15 protein-coding genes and 2 pseudogenes are annotated in these 19,238 nt (G+C 30.0%); all 17 read left to right on the forward strand.

Annotated elements, in window-relative coordinates; all coding sequences use genetic code 11:
- Nucleotides 1–56 precede the first annotated feature (56 nt).
- Nucleotides 57–641, forward strand: coding sequence for a TetR/AcrR family transcriptional regulator (locus tag BN2087_RS05310; RefSeq protein WP_049690800.1), 585 nt, complete (start codon nucleotides 57–59; stop codon nucleotides 639–641).
- Nucleotides 642–658: 17 nt separating this feature from the next.
- Nucleotides 659–2,377, forward strand: coding sequence for an ABC transporter ATP-binding protein (locus BN2087_RS05315; RefSeq protein ID WP_049690801.1), 1,719 nt, complete (start codon nucleotides 659–661; stop codon nucleotides 2,375–2,377).
- Nucleotides 2,370–4,106, forward strand: a complete 1,737-nt coding sequence (locus BN2087_RS05320) for an ABC transporter ATP-binding protein (RefSeq protein WP_049690802.1) — start codon at nucleotides 2,370–2,372, stop codon at nucleotides 4,104–4,106. The genes BN2087_RS05315 and BN2087_RS05320 overlap by 8 nt, the downstream gene beginning before the upstream one ends.
- A gap of 9 nt (nucleotides 4,107–4,115) precedes the next feature.
- Nucleotides 4,116–4,280, forward strand: a pseudogene (locus BN2087_RS09445) (sigma-70 family RNA polymerase sigma factor); the annotation flags it as partial.
- 228 nt (nucleotides 4,281–4,508) lie between these two features.
- Nucleotides 4,509–5,123 (forward strand): TetR/AcrR family transcriptional regulator, encoded by a 615-nt coding sequence (locus BN2087_RS05325; RefSeq protein ID WP_049690803.1) that lies wholly within the window; start codon nucleotides 4,509–4,511, stop codon nucleotides 5,121–5,123.
- 107 nt (nucleotides 5,124–5,230) lie between these two features.
- Entirely contained in the window at nucleotides 5,231–7,000 is a 1,770-nt protein-coding gene (locus BN2087_RS05330) for an ABC transporter ATP-binding protein (RefSeq protein ID WP_049690804.1), read from the forward strand.
- Nucleotides 6,997–8,721 carry an ABC transporter ATP-binding protein gene (locus BN2087_RS05335; RefSeq protein ID WP_049690805.1) on the forward strand — a complete coding sequence of 575 codons (1,725 nt, stop codon included), beginning with the start codon at nucleotides 6,997–6,999 and terminating at the stop codon, nucleotides 8,719–8,721. Before BN2087_RS05330 ends, BN2087_RS05335 begins: the two co-directional genes overlap by 4 nt.
- Nucleotides 8,722–8,746: 25 nt before the next feature.
- Nucleotides 8,747–9,337, forward strand: coding sequence for an MptD family putative ECF transporter S component (locus BN2087_RS05340; RefSeq protein ID WP_049690806.1), 591 nt, complete (start codon nucleotides 8,747–8,749; stop codon nucleotides 9,335–9,337).
- Nucleotides 9,337–10,065: an energy-coupling factor transporter transmembrane component T gene (locus BN2087_RS05345; protein ID WP_049690807.1), complete on the forward strand. Its 729-nt coding sequence runs from the start codon at nucleotides 9,337–9,339 to the stop codon at nucleotides 10,063–10,065. The genes BN2087_RS05340 and BN2087_RS05345 overlap by 1 nt, the downstream gene beginning before the upstream one ends.
- Nucleotides 10,062–11,453 carry an ABC transporter ATP-binding protein gene (locus BN2087_RS05350; protein WP_049690808.1) on the forward strand — a complete coding sequence of 464 codons (1,392 nt, stop codon included), beginning with the start codon at nucleotides 10,062–10,064 and terminating at the stop codon, nucleotides 11,451–11,453. The genes BN2087_RS05345 and BN2087_RS05350 overlap by 4 nt, the downstream gene beginning before the upstream one ends.
- 385 nt (nucleotides 11,454–11,838) lie before the next feature.
- Nucleotides 11,839–11,976: a hypothetical protein gene (locus BN2087_RS09275; protein WP_023054952.1), complete on the forward strand. Its 138-nt coding sequence runs from the start codon at nucleotides 11,839–11,841 to the stop codon at nucleotides 11,974–11,976.
- A 55-nt stretch (nucleotides 11,977–12,031) separates the two neighbouring features.
- A complete protein-coding gene (locus BN2087_RS05355; protein ID WP_049690809.1) occupies nucleotides 12,032–13,819 on the forward strand; it encodes a recombinase family protein in 1,788 nt (595 codons plus the stop codon).
- Nucleotides 13,820–14,150: 331 nt separating this feature from the next.
- Nucleotides 14,151–14,831, forward strand: coding sequence for a response regulator transcription factor (locus tag BN2087_RS05360; RefSeq protein WP_049690810.1), 681 nt, complete (start codon nucleotides 14,151–14,153; stop codon nucleotides 14,829–14,831).
- Between the two features lie 8 nt (nucleotides 14,832–14,839).
- On the forward strand, nucleotides 14,840–15,880 hold the full coding sequence (locus tag BN2087_RS05365; protein WP_209320246.1) for a sensor histidine kinase: 1,041 nt from the start codon (nucleotides 14,840–14,842) through the stop codon (nucleotides 15,878–15,880).
- 69 nt (nucleotides 15,881–15,949) lie between these two features.
- Nucleotides 15,950–16,645, forward strand: coding sequence for an ABC transporter ATP-binding protein (locus BN2087_RS05370; RefSeq protein WP_049690811.1), 696 nt, complete (start codon nucleotides 15,950–15,952; stop codon nucleotides 16,643–16,645).
- Nucleotides 16,629–18,440 (forward strand): ABC transporter permease, encoded by a 1,812-nt coding sequence (locus tag BN2087_RS05375; protein WP_049690812.1) that lies wholly within the window; start codon nucleotides 16,629–16,631, stop codon nucleotides 18,438–18,440. Before BN2087_RS05370 ends, BN2087_RS05375 begins: the two co-directional genes overlap by 17 nt.
- Before the next feature lie 205 nt (nucleotides 18,441–18,645).
- Nucleotides 18,646–18,960 (forward strand): annotated as a pseudogene (locus BN2087_RS05380) (23S rRNA (uracil-5-)-methyltransferase RumA); the annotation flags it as partial.
- Nucleotides 18,961–19,238: the final 278 nt, after the last annotated feature.

Genomic DNA, 19,238 nt, shown 5'->3' on the forward strand with positions numbered 1-19,238 from the left:
ATCAGTGCTGATACAATAATACCGACAAGAGTGTCGGTTTGGAGGTTATTTATGAAATGAAAATGGAAGCTGATGAAAGAAAAAAGCAGATTAGACAAGCAGCTATTAAAGTCTTTTTGGATAAGGGATTTAGAAATACAGTTATGAATGACATTATGAAAGCTACTGGGCTTTCTAGAGGTGGCTTGTATCATCATTATGGTTCTACGCATGAAATCTTATACGACATTATGATGGAAGGTAATTTAAATAGAAAAGATATTGTTCAAAAATCAAGTTATGATGAAGGATTAGTATTAAGTCCACAGTTGTTTTCAAGAATGATTATAGACAAGATACTTGCAGATAATGATTATGTAAAGCTTTATGTTATGTTTTTATGTGAGTTAAAAGAAAATGATGATCTGAAAAAACTATATGTGAAAATAAAAAAAGAGTCCATACAAGTATTTAAAGAATTGTTTTCTACTTTGTTTAATGAGTTGCCGTCCGATGATATGTTTGAATTTATGATTAATATTATGAATTCTGGATTGATGGCTTGCGAAATTTTGAATGCACGTGAGAATTTTACAAAAAATAAGATATATCTAACTGAAATGATAGAGACTTATTTTACAAATGTTATGAAAAAAGGATGATGAAAGGAGTTAAATTTATGGATCTATTAAAAAAATACATTAAGAGAAATAAAACACCATATTTTATTTCTGTGTTATTTGCAATACTTGGAGTAATTTCAAATCTTTTTGTATATATTATTCTAAGTAAGATGATTATATCATTAATTGATGGTAGCCAAGATTTTTATTACTATACAAATAAAATTTTCTTTATACTTTCATGTCTTATAATCAAAGAATTGTTTATGTTTTTGTCAACAATGATTTCTCATAAAACAGCCTATCAAATAATACGAGATATAAGAAAAAGTCTTATGGAAAAATTATTTAATATGCCATTAGGAGATATATTGAATGAATCTACTGGTAAGTTAAAAGACATAATTGTAAATCAAGTCGATAATACTGAAACAACATTGGCTCATATGATACCTGAGATGACAGCTAATTTAGTCGGACCTATAATATTATTTGTTTACATGTTAATTTTAGATTATAGACTAATTTTAATATCTTTAATTCCATTAGTTATTGGTGGATTTTTTATGGCGGGGCCGATGAAAAGAATGAAGGTAAAGTTTCCACAAGCAGTTAAAATTAGCCAAGATATGAACAATTCTGTAGTTGAATATATAAATGGAATAGAGGTTATTAAAACATTTAATCAAGGCGAAAAATCTTATAGAAAATACAGGGATAATGTGTATAAAAAGGCAAATTACTATTACGATTGGATGGGAGAAAATACAAGAGACTATGCGATAAGTATGTCTATTGCTCCAGTTGGTATTTTGACAATTATACCATTTGGTTTATATTTCTGTATGAATGGTTCACTAGATGGTGGCGTATTTTTAACATTAATAATCCTTTCTTTTGGGACTATCCAAAATATTATGAGAGTAATGACTTTTGAAGATGATATTGGAAGAATGTCAACTATTTTTGAAGAGATTAAAAATATACTTTCTGCGAGAGAATTATCTCATAAAAATGCAAATCTGGATATAAAAAATTATAATATAGAGATTAAAAACGTAGATTTTTCTTATGAAAAAGATAAGCAAGTACTAAATAATATAAATATAAATATAGAAGAAGGAAGTGTGAATGCTTTAGTAGGCGAATCGGGTTCGGGAAAGTCGACTATTGCAAAACTAATTTCAGGATTTTGGGACGTAGATAGTGGTTCTATAAGTATAGGAAATGTAAATATTAAAGATATGTCCCTTGAAAAGCTATCTACTATTATTTCCTATGTAGCACAAGATAATTTTCTTTTTGATATGTCAATTAAAGATAACATCAGAATAGGAAATAAAAATGCTAGTGATGAGGAAATAATTGAAGTATGTAAGAAAGCAGCCTGCCATGATTTTATAATGAAGTTGTCAGATGGATATGATACAAGAGTAGGAGAAGCTGGTAAACATTTATCTGGAGGAGAAAGGCAAAGAATATCAATTGCAAGAGCCATGATAAAAAATGCTCCAATAGTTATTTTAGACGAGGCTACCTCTTATATCGACCCTGAAAATGAGGCTTTGATTCAAGATGCAATATCAGAGCTTGTCAAAGGAAAAACTCTAATTATAATTGCCCATCGTTTAAAGACAATAACAGATGTAGATAATATATTTGTAATTAAAAATGGAGAACTTGCATGTAAAGGAAGCCATGAAGAGCTTTTGAAGGAATCAAAAGATTATCATGATCTATGGGTAACTGCATTGAAAGGAGAAAAAGATGCTTAGTGTTTTTAAAAAAATATGGAATTTTTCTAATGAAGAACAAGTGTATATAAAAAAATCAATCTTTGCTAATTTTTTCGGCTCTATTTTTAATGCTTTACAATTTGCAGCAATTTATTATGCGATTTTTGGGATAGTAAACAAGGATATAAGTTACAAAACAATTGGAATATCAAGTTTACTTTTATTAATTAGTATAGCTGGAGTAATTATTTCAAAAAATTTCTCTATGCTCAAACAAACACATGCTGGATATTTTATGGCTGGACACAAGAGAATTGAATTAGGTGAAAAAATAAAAAAAGTTCCCATGGGATTTTTCTCAAGTTTAAGCCTTGGAAATTTAACAACTATTGCGACTACTAACTTAGATAATGTCGAAACTTGGGTTCCAACTTTGTATATTATGGTTTTCGGTGGTATGCTTAATGCTATTGTTTTTATCTTATCCTTATTTTTGTTTTCTTATAAGGTAGGTATTGTAGCGATAGTTGGGTCTATTGTATTTTTATTGATTGTTGCTCGTATGCAAAAAAGGTCCAGTAAAAATGCAGATAAGATTCATGAGATTCAGGTATCACTTACCAAAGAAGTCTTATCAACATTGCAAGGAATGCAAATTATAAAATCATACAATCTAAGAGGAAGTAACAATAAAAAACTTGATAAAAGCTTTGATGGTGCAAGTAAATATTCTTTTGATTTAGAAAAAACTATAATGCCATATAGTTTATTAGCTAAAATAATAATAGCTATAACAATTTGTTTGATGTTATTTATATCAATAAACTTATATTTTGTTGAAAACAGTCAAATAGTCAATACTATTATGATACTTATAGCAAGTTTTGTAATATTTGATGGGCTTATAACATCTGGCTCTGCTATGGCTATGCTAAGAATGGTTGAGAATGCAATAGATTCTTATTCTTATGTAAATGATATGGAAGATATGAAAGAAGGAAGTATTACAGAGCCAATAAAAAATCATGATATTGTATTTAAAAATGTCAGCTTCTCTTATGATGACAGACCCATTTTAAAAAATGTCTCAGCAGAGATCAAAGAAAATACCATGACTGCCATAGTTGGTCCATCTGGATCTGGTAAAACAACATTTTGTAATCTAATAGCGAGATTTTGGGATGTAAATTCTGGCGAGATTTTAATTGGTGGAAAAAATATAAAAGACTATAAGATAGAAAACTTAATGAATTCTATTTCAATGGTCTTTCAGGATGTATACCTATTTGAAGATACAATTGAAAATAATATAAAATTTGGGAAACAAAATGCAAGCCATGAAGAAGTAGTTCAAGCTGCTAAAAAAGCAAGGTGTCATGAATTTATAGAAGCTTTACCAGATGGATATAACACTATCATCGGAGAAGGTGGAGCAAGTCTATCTGGTGGAGAAAAACAAAGAATCTCCATAGCCAGAGCCATGCTAAAAGACGCGGACATCATAATCTTTGATGAAGCAACAGCAAATATAGACCCGGAAAATGAAGATAAGCTTAAAGAAGCAATAGAATCATTAACAAAAAATAAGACAGTAATAATGATTGCTCATAGACTAAAGACAATTAGAAATGCTGACCAGATTTTAGTCTTAAAAGATGGAGAAATAGTAGAACGTGGTAATCATGAAGAACTGATTAAAAATAATGGACTTTATTCTGACCTTATAAATGCAAAAACTAAGGCGGAATCATGGAAATTAAATAATTGATAGGAAGAAATATTTAAAGTCTCTGAACATGAAAAATATTTAGAGCAGGTGGACAAGAAAAACCACTTGCTCTTTTTTTCGTTCCTAAATCAATATGGGAATTTTGAAGATAATCTAGAAGATAAAAATGTTGATGTAGAAAAAGTTGTAGCTACACCAATGATGATTGAAGCATAAAAAATGTATCAACCATTACCCTTTAAACAGGATTTAGGTTGATACACAAAATTATTTACAGACCCTGTTATTGTGTAATTAAGACTATAAGCGTTAAGCGTGCTTATTTATAGTAAATAAAATAATACCATACTCAGAATATAATTTCAGGGCACTATTGACAAAAGTATAAGAAAATGATAATCTTTATTAAAGAACGAGTGTCGGTCAATAGGTGGTGAGGTTTTGGCAAAGAGAAATGTAAAAGATCCAGAAGAAAGAAAACAGGAGCTTATAAATATAGCATCAAGACTTTTTGAAAAGTATGGGTATGAGAAAGTTTCTGTTAGAGATATTCTCGCAGAAGTTAATGGAGCGCCGGGAATGTTTTATTATTATTTCAAATCAAAAGAAGATATTTTCTTGGCGTGTATGGAAACATACTTTGATGAAAAATTAAAAAATAAGTTAGGTATCCTTCAAAACAAGGAAATAGATTACGAAGAAAGAATAAAAATTCTAAGAGATCTCATAGTAAAAGATATCGGTCAATTTACAACAAGATATAATTTTTCGAAAGAGAATTCAATTACAGATAACTCTTACAGGCTATGGGAATTAATTCATTACATTGGAAAATTTATAGATGTCTATTCAGAGTTTATAATTGAAGGAATTGAAAATAAAAAAATAGAAAATAATATGGGAATAAACAGAGAAAATGTGAGAAGTTTTGCAGCTTTTATTTTATACGGAGCTGTTGGAACAATATATAATGACTATATTATTAAGGGAGAAAACAAAACAAATTCAAGTGAAGCCTTTGGAATAATAAGCGAACTATTTCAAAGACCTCATTAGAGAAAAATAAAATATAAGTATTTTACAAGGGAAACATCAATGGTGTTTTCCTTGTATTAGTTTTAAGGCAAATGAACGAACTCGTTCGGTAAGGAGGTATGTTTTAGATGAAAAAGAAGAAATCAATCAAAGATATTATTTCCTACAGTGAAATAAAAAAAGGACAACTTGTAGAAGGGATATTATTTGTTAGTCTTGGTATGCTATTAAGTATTTGTCCAATTTTGGTGATATACAAAGTCATAAAATCTCTATTTTTATATGGAAAATTAGAACAAAGTACAATACAATTCTGCACCTATGGACTTGCAGCAGTGGTATTGTCATATTGCTTAACTTACATTGGAGGTATTTTATGCCATAAGTTTTCATATGTTTTAATAGCTAACTTAAAAAAGAAGATATTATTTCATATTGGGAATCTTCCTTTAGGTTTTTTTACCGGAGACAACAAGTCAAAAATAAGGCAAGTATTAGGATCGGACATGAATCAAATTGAGGGATATTTTTCTCATCAATTACCAAATTTAATTTCAACTTTAGCACTAATTTTAGCAATGATAATTGTTATGTTGAAGATAAATTTAATATTAGGTCTTACGACTTTGTTAATTATATTTGTTGGTTTAGGAATTCAGATTGCAATCATGGCAAAGATTATAAAGTCGGGTGGACTTGAGAAAAACTTTGCGATTCTGGATCAAATTAATTCAGCAACTACTGAATATGTTAAAGGTATGCCGGAAGTGAAAATCTTTGGAACAGGAGCAAAATCATTTAAAACTTTTTCAGAGTCAGTAGGAGAATATAGAGACTTTACAAGTTCGATGACATCAATGATAAGACCGGGATTTGTTTCATTTAGAATGTTTATTTTATCTGTTGCTACATTCATAGTTCCAGTAGGAATACTTTTAATGTCACGAAATAATAACTTGGATTTTGCTACAGTTTTTATTTTCTATTTGATTCTTGCACCTGCCATTAGTGTACCAGCGTTAAAACTTAGAGATTTTGCAGAAGGAATGAATTTACTAAATGAAGTTGTTTTGAGAATCTACGAAATTATAGATCAAAAAGAATTGTCAATTGAAAATAGCGAGGAAGAGATAAAAGGTCATGATCTTGAATTCGAGAATGTAAGCTTTTCTTATGGAGATGAAGAGGTTTTAAAGAATATAAGCTTCTGCGCCAAACAAGGAGAAGTTACAGCATTGGTTGGCTATTCGGGAGCAGGTAAATCTACCATTGGAACTTTAATACCGAGATTTTACGATCCTTCAGAAGGTTCTATCAAAATTGGTGGAGTTAATATAAAAAACATTCCAATAAATGTTTTGATGGATAATATAGCATTTGTTTTTCAAGACAGTGATCTTATTACAGATACAGTATTCAATAATGTTGCTATGGCAAAGACAGGTTCTACAAAAGAAGATGTTATAAAAGCTTGTAAAAAAGCAAGATGTCATGATTTTATTGAAAAACTTCCTAATGGATACAATACTGTTTTGGGTAAAGGGACTTATTTGTCTGGAGGAGAGAAACAACGTATTGCTGTAGCAAGAGCGATTTTAAAGGACGCACCAATATTAGTATTAGACGAGGCAACAAGTTTTGCTGATTCTGAAAATGAATATCTTATGCAGGAAGCTTTGTCTGAATTGGTTAAAGATAAGACAGTTATCATGATTGCTCATAGGTTAAATACCATAGAGCATGCAAATCAAATTTTAGTAATATCTGATGGAAAAATTGCAGAAAGAGGTAAGCATGAAGATTTAATCGTTGCAGATGGAATATATAAGCGACTCTTTGATATTTATAAGAAGACAAATATTTGGCAAATGGATATAGAAGGGAGTGAGAGTAAATGATAAGAAATATTACATTAGGAAAGATGAATAATATAAGAAAATCAATTATTTTAAATGTTTTGGCATCTATTTCCAACCTTATACCATTTATTGCTTTGGCGAAAATTGTAGAAACACTATTTTTAAATAGAGGTGCAGATAGTATAGATACGAGCCTTTTATGGAAGTATTTTGGGATAATGGCAGTATTTTTCTTTGTAACATTCTTATTGGAAAATTTAGCCACAAAATATACCTATGAACTTGGATACAAGACAAGTGCAGATGGAAGAATAGAGCTTGCAGACTACATAAGAAAACTGCCGATAGGTTATATTTCAGGAAAAAGTTCAGCAGAGATCTTAGATACATTAATGAATGATTTTTTCAAAGTTGAAACGGCAGTAACGCATCAATTGCCTCAATTTTTCAGTGGCATATGTGTAGCGGTTCTTTGCTCAATATTATTTTTGATAATTAATGTAAAAATGGGAATAGCAACACTTATAGGACTACCTATTTCTGTTCTACTTCTCACGCTCATGCAAAACTTTCAGAAACAAATTTATTTAAAAACAAAGAAAATGAGGATAAAAGAGGAAGAAGATATAAATGAATATTTGGATGCCATTAAGACTCTAAAAGCTTATAACAGCTTAGATGATACATTAACAAAACTTGAAGAAGATATAGATAACTCAAGAAATGCAAATATTAAGAGTGAGAAAGGGGTTGGTTCATTAACTACTATAGCAAGTATGATTTTAAGAATAGGACTTCCTTTGATGAGTTTAGTTGGTTCCTATTTATTTATAAATGGATCTTTGGAAATTGATACATTTTTAATGTTCTTATTTGTAGGCACAAGGATTCTTGATCCCTTGGAGCTTGCACTTGTAAATTATACAGGTCTACAAATGGCATCAGTTTCAGGAGAGAGAATCATTAACTTACTTAACGCTAAACCTATGTCAGGAAATTCCGATGTAAACGAAAGCAACAAAATTGAAATCTGCGATGTTTCATTTTCTTACAAGGAATCTAAGGTTATCGATAATGTTTCATTAGACATTAATGAAAATGAATTAACTGCTTTTGTTGGTTACTCTGGCTCTGGAAAATCTACACTAATTAAATTAATTTCCAGATTTTATGATCCTAATGAAGGGACAATTAAAATTGGTGGAGTAGATTTGCTAACAGCCGACCCTGATAAATTAATGGATAAATTTTCTGTTGTTTTTCAAGATGTGTATCTTTTTAAAGACACAATTTATAACAACATAAAATTTGGAAATGAAGATGCAAGTAAAGATGAAATAATGAATGCTGCAAAAATGGCAGGAGCTTATGACTTTATAGTCAATAAAGATGATGGATTTGACACTATGATTGGACAAGGAGGTGCGACTCTGTCTGGAGGTGAGAAACAAAGAATATCAATAGCGAGAGCAATATTAAAAAATGCACCAATAATACTACTTGATGAAGCAACATCTTCACTTGATCCTGAAAATGAACTTATTATACAGGAAGCAATATCAAATTTAATTAAAAATAAAACAGTTGTGGTTGTAGCTCATAAATTAAGGAGCGTAATGGGAGCTGATAAAATTGTTGTTTTAAACAAAGGAAAGGTAGAGGAAGTTGGGAAGCATGAAGAACTTATAAAAAATGAAGGACTATATAAAGACTTATGGAATTATCAAGAAAAGTCTAAAGAATGGAAGATTGTACAGTAACAATCAATTTTAAAGGAGGAAATTTATGAAAACACAAAAGAAATCATCAAAAAATGCAGTTACAGCCGGTGTTTTAATTGCACTTTACTTTGTAACATATGCAGTCATTGGGGCAATATCTATGCCTGTCCCTGTTTTATTTTTACTAATGCCTATGCTTGTAGCACTATTTGCTGCACCAACCTATCATATGCTTCTTGCAAAGACAAAGTCAGCTACTGCTATTGTAATAGCAGCTATTTTACCAAGTATTTTATTAGTTGCAACTGGGCATATTCCAATTGCACCATTAGTGGCAGTGCCTGCCGGAATAATTGCTATGTTCATAGCAAAAGGTGGAAATTATACAGACTTTAAGAAAAATACAATTAGTCATATGTTTTTTTCTCTAAACTTATTTGGAGGCTTTTTACCAATTTGGGTTATGAGAGAAGCGTTTTTTGAAAGTGTAATAAAAGGTGGCTTAGATCAAAGCTTTTGTAGCACAGTAAGAGCATGGACACCAATATGGATGTTACCAGTTATGATTATAGGAACATTTATATTCTCTTTGATTGGTTCTTATTTTACAAAAAAAATATTAAATAAAAAGTTGGAATCCGCAGGAGTTTTATAATGGAAAATTCAAAGTTTGTTCTGGGGTCAAAATATGACCTCAGAACAAAACTTATATTGCTTATGGGTGCGAATATTTTAATTTTTTTAGGGTTTGATTGGATCTATCAAAGCCTTATTACATTATTTTTCCTTGTCATCATTATTAGCGATGGTTATAAAAAATCCGCTATAAGGTATATTTTATTTTTTGTAATAAGTGTAGTATTGGAAAAATCTTTAGCCTATTTTAATATGAATTTTCTTTTGAATTTAATTTTATTTATCTTGGCAATTGGAAGAAAATTTTTGCCATGTATTATCGTGGGTAAATGGATTTTAAATTCCACATCTGTTTCCAGTGCAGTGGCAACTTTACAAAAATTAAAACTTTCAAAAGACTCGCTCATAATGATTTCTGTAATATTTAGATGTTTGCCTACTATTAAAGACGAATGGAGTCATATAAATATGGCGATGAAAACTCGAGAAATCAATTTTAACCTAATAAATTTAATAAGAAAACCAACATTAATTATGGAGTACTTTTTTGTACCCTTATTTGTAAGTGTGATAGAAATTGGGGATGAGCTCTCTCAATCAGCCATTATAAGGGGACTTGATGCTCCTGTTAACAAAACAAGTAGATATCTTATTAAATTTAGGATAAAGGATATTTGTGTTTTACTTTCTATGATTCTAATTATATTAATCGTTGTATTTATGAAAATCTCAGGGTGGGACTTATGATTGAAATTAGAAAATTAAATTTTAAATACAAGGGAGGAGCTAATTACTCATTAAAAGGCATTAATTTAAATGTAAAAAAAGGAGAATGCATTCTTCTATGTGGTAGGAGTGGTTGTGGAAAGTCTACTCTCTTAAAGCTTATGAACGGTATAATACCTGAGTTTTATGATGGGGACATTTCTGGCAGCGTTATGGTCAATGGTATGAATACATTTACTACACCAATTTATAAATTATCTAAGAATGTAGGTTCGGTTTTTCAAAATCCTAAAACACAATTTTATACAACCAATACAACCGATGAAATCGCTTTTGGTTTAGAAAATTACGGCATAGAAAGAGAAGTAATTAACAAAAGGATTGAAGAAGTTGAAAAAGAGCTTCATCTTGAAAACTTGATGAATAAAAATATATTCAATCTTTCTGGAGGAGAAAAGCAGAAGATTGCTATAGCAAGCATTTACGCATTAAACCCTGAGATATTTATTCTTGATGAACCATCTTCAAGCTTAGACATAAAGTCAATGAAAGAACTATCGCTTACAATAAAAAAGCTTAAATCTTTAGGAAAAACTATTATTATTGCAGAACACAGGTTGTGGTATTTAAAAGACATTGTTGATAGAGCAATATACTTAGAGGATGGAAAAATCATCAGAGAATATAGTATGGACGAAATTGAAAATCTAAGTGAAGATGAACGAATGAGAACAGGACTTAGGCATTCTGATTATAAAGCTATTGAAGGATTTGATGATTTTGAAATTTCAAATAAAGGGACTTTATTAGAGTTAAAAAATCTGATATTCAAAAGAAATACCAAAATAATTTTGTCCATTGAGGATCTTAAATTTAGCTATGGGAATATTATTGGGATTGTTGGAGAAAATGGAATTGGGAAGTCTACATTAGCAAAAATCATATGTGGCTTATACAAAGAAAATAAAGGGAAAATTTTAAGAGATGGTGAGAATTTAAATATAAAAAGTAGGCTAAATGAGAGCCTGCTTATTATGCAGGAAGTGAACTATCAGTTATTCACGGACACTGTCAAAGATGAAATAGTATTAACATCAAATATTAAAGATGATAATGCTTTAGATACTTGGTTAAAAGACATGGAGTTAAAAAACATTGGTGATAGAAATCCTCACACCTTGTCAGGAGGACAAAAACAGAGAGTGATTATTTTATCCGCTTTACTATCCGACAAGAAAATCCTATTTTTCGATGAGCCAACCAGTGGATTGGACTATAGAAATATGAAAATAGTAGCTAAAAACATAAAGAAAGTTAAGGAAAAAGACAAGCTGATTTTAATAATATCCCATGATGTTGAGTTTTTAGAGTCAGTTTGTGATAAAGTGATTGATTTCACGTATTTGTGAAAATGCATACATTAGTAAATTGCAAGAGGGACATATGATAAAAACGCAAGAAAAACGAGAAGTTATGAATAGTATTTTTTAGAATACTTCATAATATAAACTTTATAATATTTTTTATTTTTGAGGATTTATGCCTAATAGCATAAGTCCTCATTTTTTATATTCAATTAATCATTAAAACTCAAAAATACTATAAAAAAATAAAAATTCTGGTTACCAAAGAGGGCAAATTTCACTATATAAAGTGAGGGGTATTTTGTCATCTTTCTATAAAAATCAAAATACTTTGAGTTGCGAATATTTATAAATTTCTTAGGTGAGATTAGTATATTTTAAATTTAAACAACTTATCAAGGTAAAAAATTAACTTAAATATGAGGTTAAAATGCAAGCAATAAAAGTTTATAGCATGAGAGTTGCTATGTTATGTAGACTTTATGATCTTAAATTAATTAATGATAAGGAATATACAAAAATAAAAAATAGAATAGAAAATGATTATAAGAAGAGAGATAGAAAGTAGTTAATCTTGTGATATAATAACACTGTAGAAAGATACAAAATGGGAAGGAGGTAAAATGAATACTAAAGTAAAATTAATAAAAGCTTCAAATACAGGAGCAAGAAATAGAAATGCACTGCATTTAGATTTAAAACGAGTTGCACCATATTGTCGAGTAAGTACAGATAGTAAAGACCAACTTGAATCATATAAATCGCAAGTTGATTATTACACAAATCTAATAAAAAATAATAAGAACTGGACTTTGGCTGGTATATACGCAGATGAAGCAACAACAGGAACAACTGCTACTAAAAGAGCAGATTTCATGAGACTAATTAGTGATTGTCAAAATGGAGATATAGACATGATAATTACTAAATCTATATCAAGATTTGCTAGAAACACATTAGATACTTTGAAATATGTAAGGCTTCTAAAGGAAAATAATGTTGGTGTAGTATTTGAAGAAGAAAATATAGATACTTTGACAATGGATGGAGAGCTATTACTAACAATATTAAGTTCAGTAGCTCAACAAGAAGTAGAAAATACCTCAGCCCATGTAAAAAAAGGACTGAAAATGAAAATGGAAAAAGGGGAACTTATTGGTTTTCAAGGTTGCCTTGGATACGACTATGACCCTATAACAAAAAGTATCTCTATAAATGAAGAAGAAGCCAAAATTGTTAGATATATCTTTAAAAGATATTTAGAAGGCAATGGTGGTTCGGTCATTGGTAGGGAACTAGAAGAACAAGGATATCTCACCCCTAGAGGTAAAACAAAATGGTCTGATACTACAGTGTTAGGGGTAATTAAGAATGAAAAGTATATTGGCGATATACTAATGGGAAAAACTTTTACAGTTGATCCAATAACAAAAAGAAGACTAGCAAATTTTGGAGAATCTGATAAATACCACATTGAAAATCATCATGAGCCAATTATATCAAAAGAAGATTTTGAAAAGGCACAAGAGATTAGACTCAGGAGAGCACAAAATAGAAACACCATTGCTAACAAGGATAGAAAGAGAGAAAAACTATCAAGACAATACGCTTTTTCCAGTATGCTTGAATGTGGATTTTGTGGAGAGATACTTTCAAGAAGAACTTGGCACACAAGTTCAATATACAAAAAAATTAACTGGCAATGTGTAAAGTCAACTAAAAAAGGTAAAAAATATTGCCCTCATTCAAAAGGAATACAAGAAGCAGCAATAGAAAAAGCATTTGTTGAAAGCTATAGGCAATTATGCCATGCAGATTCAACAGTAATAGATGACTTTTTAAAAATTGTTGAAGAAGAAATAAATGATGAGACTTTGGTCAAAGATTTGAAAAAGATAGAAAGTCAATTAAATAGAATCATTAGTCAAGAAAGAAAGTTAGTTGATCTTCATTTAGAAGATAGTATAGACGAAGAAGTTTATTCTAAAAAGTATAAAAAACTTACAAAACAAAAAGAAGAATTACTTGATGAAAAGAAAACCCTAGAGCTAACAATAAAAGATGAAAACTCTATTAAAGAAAGATTAAAGCAATTTAAAAAGGTGTTAGAGAATAGAGAAATCATAGAGGAATTTAACAGAACAGTATTTGAAAGCATAGTTGATAAAGTCGTAGTGGGTAGAATTGACAAAGACGGAACAGTCCATCCTTATGACTTAACATTCTATTTCAAAACAGGGGTTAAAGATAGTCAAGATTCTAATAACTTTAAAGATAATAGAAAAAATGCCAAAGACAATGACAGTGATAAATTGTGTTCCTACAAGAATAACGAGGATAAAAAATTATGTTCCCAAGCAAAAGACAACGCACGTGGAGAGTGTTGTGTTGATGTCAAGAAAATAAGATAAGAGGTTATAAGACTGTTGAAATCAATGGCTTTTAGGATTTTTAAAGAGATCTTAAAAGCCATTTTTCTTTTTGATAAATACCTTGTAGGAACATATCGATGGTAAAAATCGTAGGGGTGTGTAGACAGGATAGATATTTATAAGGAGAGTGGAGAAGAAAAACTGAAAGTAATATTTAAGTCAGGAATTGAAATTGATATCAACAAGTAGCAGATCCGTAATGGGTCTGTTTTTACTTATACTGAAAATGGTGATATTATAAAATAGAGTGTATTTTTGTACTTATAATGTATAATCTAACATAGATTAAATGATTTTTAGGAGATTTTATATGAACAAGATATTACTATTAGAAGATGACAAGAGCCTTATTTATGGGTTGTCATTTTCTTTTGAAAAGCAAGGGTTTGACGCTGATATAGCTAGAACTATAAGCGAAGCTTTAGATTTATGGTCAAAAAACAAATACGAATTATTAATTTTAGATGTATCTCTTCCTGATGGCTCAGGATTTGAATTTTGTAGAAAAGTAAGAGAAAATTCCGATGTACCTATTATTTTTCTAACAGCCTCTGACGAAGAAACAAGTGTAATTATGGGTCTGGATATTGGTGGAGATGACTATATAACTAAGCCATTTAGATTAAGTATTTTAATCTCAAGAATAAATGCACTTCTTAGGAGAACAGAAAAATATAATAACCAAAATATTGAATCAAATGGTATAAAAATACATTTATCAGAAAGTATTGCTTATAAAAATGGTCACGCTTTAGATCTAACGAGTGGTGAATATAAACTGCTTTGTTTATTCATGAAAAATCCTAATATTGTTCTATCTAAAGATCAAATTTTAGAGAAATTATGGGATATTAATGATAATTATATAGATAATAATTCCGTAACTGTATATATTCGTAGACTTAGAGTGAAAATTGAAGACAATCCTAGCCATCCCAAAATGATACAAACTATTAGAGGCCTAGGATATAAGTGGAACGTTTCTTGTTGAGGTAAACAATGATGTCAGTATTTTCAGATGAAAACAATAAAAGATATTTCAAAAATATCTTTACAGTTAATATCTTATTCGCCTTATCAATTCAAATATTTACTTGGAAAGAATTCAAAACTATTTCTACTCCTTCAATTTTTATAAGTCTTATTTTTATTTTTTTGACACCTGGTATATTTTATCTTTATTTAAAACGCCAAGAAGAAAATATAGAAAATGCAGAAGCACAAATCAATAAGTATCTTGAAGGCAATCATAATGTTCAGATTGATTCTGACAAAGAAGGGACAATTTACAGGTTATTTAATTCCATAAATCAGATGGTTTCAATATTAAATGCCCGAGCCAAGAATGAATCTAAAGAGAAAAAATTTCTAAAAGACACTATATCTGATATATCTCATCAACTAAAGACACCATTAGCAGCTTTAAACATATATAATGAACTTATTTTTAATGAGGTTGATAAAGATTATCCTATTAAAGATTTATGTGAAGCGTCGGACCGTGAGCTTAATCGAATGAATACATTAATACAAAACCTTTTGAAGTTAGCTAAGTTTGATGCAGGTGTGATTGTTCTTGAAAAATTGAATGAAAATGTGTATGCAATGATTAAAGATGTAGAACTCCACTTTACATACCGTGCAAAAAGTGAAAAAAAACATCTACAAGTTTCTGGAGATGAAAAAATAAATCTTATTTGTGATAGAGATTGGCTATTGGAAGCAATAAATAATATTGTCAAAAACGCTTTTGACCATACTAAAAGCGGTGATGTAATTAAAATTGAATGGGAGCAATTCTCGTCGATTTTACAGATAAAAATTACTGATAATGGCTTTGGTATACATGAGGATGATCTTTATCATATTTTCAAACGTTTCTATAGAAGTAGATATTTAACAGATTCACAAGGTATAGGCTTAGGACTACCCTTAGCAAAGTCTATCATCGAAGGACATGGTGGCACAATTGAAGTTTCTAGTGAATTAGGTTATGGGACTACTTTTATATTAACTTTTAGAAATCCTACAAAATTGTAGGATTTTAGTAATTTAAGTGTAGGAATGGAGTGTTATTCTTTAATAAATAGAATAAGATCGAGGTGTTTTATGAGTTTATTAGAAGTTAAATCTGTTTCTAAAATATATGGAAAAGGCAACAATGAAGTGCATGCTTTAAAAGATGTAAGTTTTTCTGTAGATAAAGGAGAATATATAGCGATAGTAGGAGAATCAGGTTCTGGGAAAAGTACCCTTCTAAATATAATAGGTGCGCTAGATACTCCTACTGAAGGTAAAGTTATTATTAATAATAAAGATTTGTTTTCAATGAAAGATAGCGAGCTTACAGTATTTCGCCGCAGAAATATAGGTTTTATTTTTCAGGGATTTAATTTGATTCCAGAGTTGACTGTGGAACAAAACATAATCTTTCCAGTTTTATTGGATTACAAGAAACCAGATAGAAAATATCTTGAAGAACTATTAAATATATTAGGACTACAAGAGAGAAAGAATCACTTGCCAAGTGAACTTTCTGGTGGTCAGCAACAGAGGGTTGCTATAGGTAGAGCGCTTATAACAAAGCCTTCTCTAATTCTAGCAGATGAACCAACGGGAAACCTAGATTCTAAAAATAGTTCAGAGGTTATCAGTTTACTAAAAGAATCTTCACAGAAATATGAGCAAACTGTAATTATGATTACACATAGCCGTTCGATAGCTCAAGCAGCAGATAGAGTTTTAAGAGTTTCAGATGGAATACTAGTTGATCAGGGAAGTGCTACAAATGAAAAGCTATCTTAGTTTAATTCCAATATCAGCTAAAATTCGTAAAAAACAGAATCATTTAACTATAATGTGCATAGCTATTTCAGTATTTTTGGTAACTGCAATTTTTAGTATGGCTGAAATTGGATTACGCATGGAAATTGATAGTTTGAAATTAAAGCATACTGGTTTTAATTTCAATGATGTGTTAAAGAGTAACTTGGGGCAAACTTTAATTCCTGTAGCGATAATATTATTTATTCTGATACTTGTAGCTGGTGCTTTAATGATTTCTGGTAGTATTAATAATAGTGTTGCCCAAAGAACGAATTTTTTTGGGATGATGCGCTCTCTTGGGATGAGCAAAGGTCAGATTAAAAAGTTTGTGAAGTTAGAATCACTAAATTGGTGTAAAACAGCTATTCCTATTGGTACATTGATAGGTATTGTTTCAACTTGGATTCTCTGTGGTGGACTAAGATATATAGTTGGGGAAGAATTTTCTAATATACCTATTTTTACAATAAGTATATTTGGAATTCTAGCGGGTGTTCTGGTAGGACTTGCAAGTGTTTTAATTGCCGCACAAAAACCTGCGAAAGAAGCTTCTAAAATTTCGCCAATTGCAGCTCTTTCTGGAAATACAAAATCTAATATAGGAAATAAACAATTAGTAAATAATAAGTTTTTTAACATCGAAAAATCACTAGGAATAAATCATGCTATAGAAAATAAAAAGAATTTATTTCTAATGTCAGCTTCCTTTGCATTAAGTATTATCTTGTTTCTAACATTTATAGTTTTCGGACAATTTGTAAATTATATCATGCCACAATCTTCTGCCAGGGCGGATATAGAAATTACAAGTAAGGATATTTCAAATAATATTGATCCAAATTTGTTGAATAAATTAAAAGAAGTAGATGGAGTAAAAAATGTATATGGTAGAAGAAGCGCTTTTGATGTAAATGCAAGTTTAGAATCTGAATCTAACCTTAGAGAAAAAATAGATATTATCTCATATGATGATTTTGATTTAAAAAGTTTAAAAAAAGATAAAGCCCTAAAGAGAAAAAGTGATTTATCGAAAGTATTTGGCAATAGCCATTATGTTTTAGCTACTTGGGATAGAGATAGCGATAAGAAAATTGGGGATAAAATAAAAATTAAAGGAGAAGATTTTGAAATAGCTGGATTATTGAAATACGATCCATTTACTAGCGATGGTGAAACTGGAGGTAAAACTACAATAATAACTTCAAATGAAACATTCAAACAGATAACAAATGAAGATAGGTATAACTTAATTATGTTACAGACCGACGAGAATTTTTCGGATAAAAGTATAAATGAAGTTCAAAAGATTATTGGGAACAAGAATACAATAAATGATCGTAGAGAACAAAAGACAACAGGAACCTATATGGCATTTATGCTTTTTGTATATGGTTTCATTGCCATTATTGGTCTTGTAAGTCTACTAAATAGTATCAACAGCATATCCATTAGCGTATCTTCAAAAATAAAGCAATATGGAATGATGCGTGCAGTGGGTATGGATAAGCTTCAAATTAAGAGGATGATTAAAGTAGAATCAGTAACCTATGGTTTCTTTGGTTGTCTTATAGGGATAATAGTTGGTGTTTTACTGAATAAAATTATCTTCACAAAACTGATAGAAAATCACTTTTCCTATGCTGTTTGGCAGTTTCCAATTTTGCCAGCAATGATTTCGATAGGATTTATATTAACTTCAGTAATCATTTCAACATATAAACCTATTAAAAGAATTAATAAGATGTCCATAACTGACAATATAAATGAATTGTAAATTATTCTTTCTTATAGCTATATTTGCAGTTCATCTTAGTAGTATTATAACTAGTTCAATTAGAGGATTTAAACAGCTCTTTTATGGGCTGTTTTTTCTTAACTCTAAAATGATATAATGAATTATAGATGTTTATTGATTAACATATTTCCACATACGAGGCTTTTGGAAAACTTGGAAATTTATCCATACTGACTACTCAAGCCACGTGGAGACGGTAGCACTTTTGTCCAAATTCGATGTCGATAAGCACATAAGTGTTGAAATTGAGCTGGATGAGATGGATTTGACAAGTGCGGAGAGCAAAGCAACATATACTCAAATCAAAGAATATGTTTGGAATAAATTTCAATTAAAAGTTTCAACATTATATATTGCACAGATAAAAAGGAAATGTGGAATAGAATTACGAGAACATTACAATAAGTCTAAAAAGGAGAAACAAAATATTCCACAGTGTACACCTGAAAAAGAAGAAGCCATCACGGATGCCTTGAGACACTTCAAAATGATTGAATAGAAAGCAATGACTGCCTATGACTCTCAGCATTTAAGACATTCATGCTCGGTATAGGAACAGCTATTATTCCTTTCTTACAAGGTATCAGTGAGAGAACAAGCTCAATATAAAGATTGATATGATCATTTTTATATTTAAAGGAGCGTTGAAATGATTGATAAAAGCAATAAAAAATTTTGGGATAAATTTGCTAAGCTATATGCTCCTTGCATGAAAAAAATAAAGGAGTATATGATAAAGTTTGCGAATACATTCGTCCTCATTTGAATAAAGACATG

The organism is Anaerococcus jeddahensis, from assembly GCF_001182725.1.
In the GTDB taxonomy this organism is placed as follows: domain Bacteria; phylum Bacillota; class Clostridia; order Tissierellales; family Peptoniphilaceae; genus Anaerococcus; species Anaerococcus jeddahensis.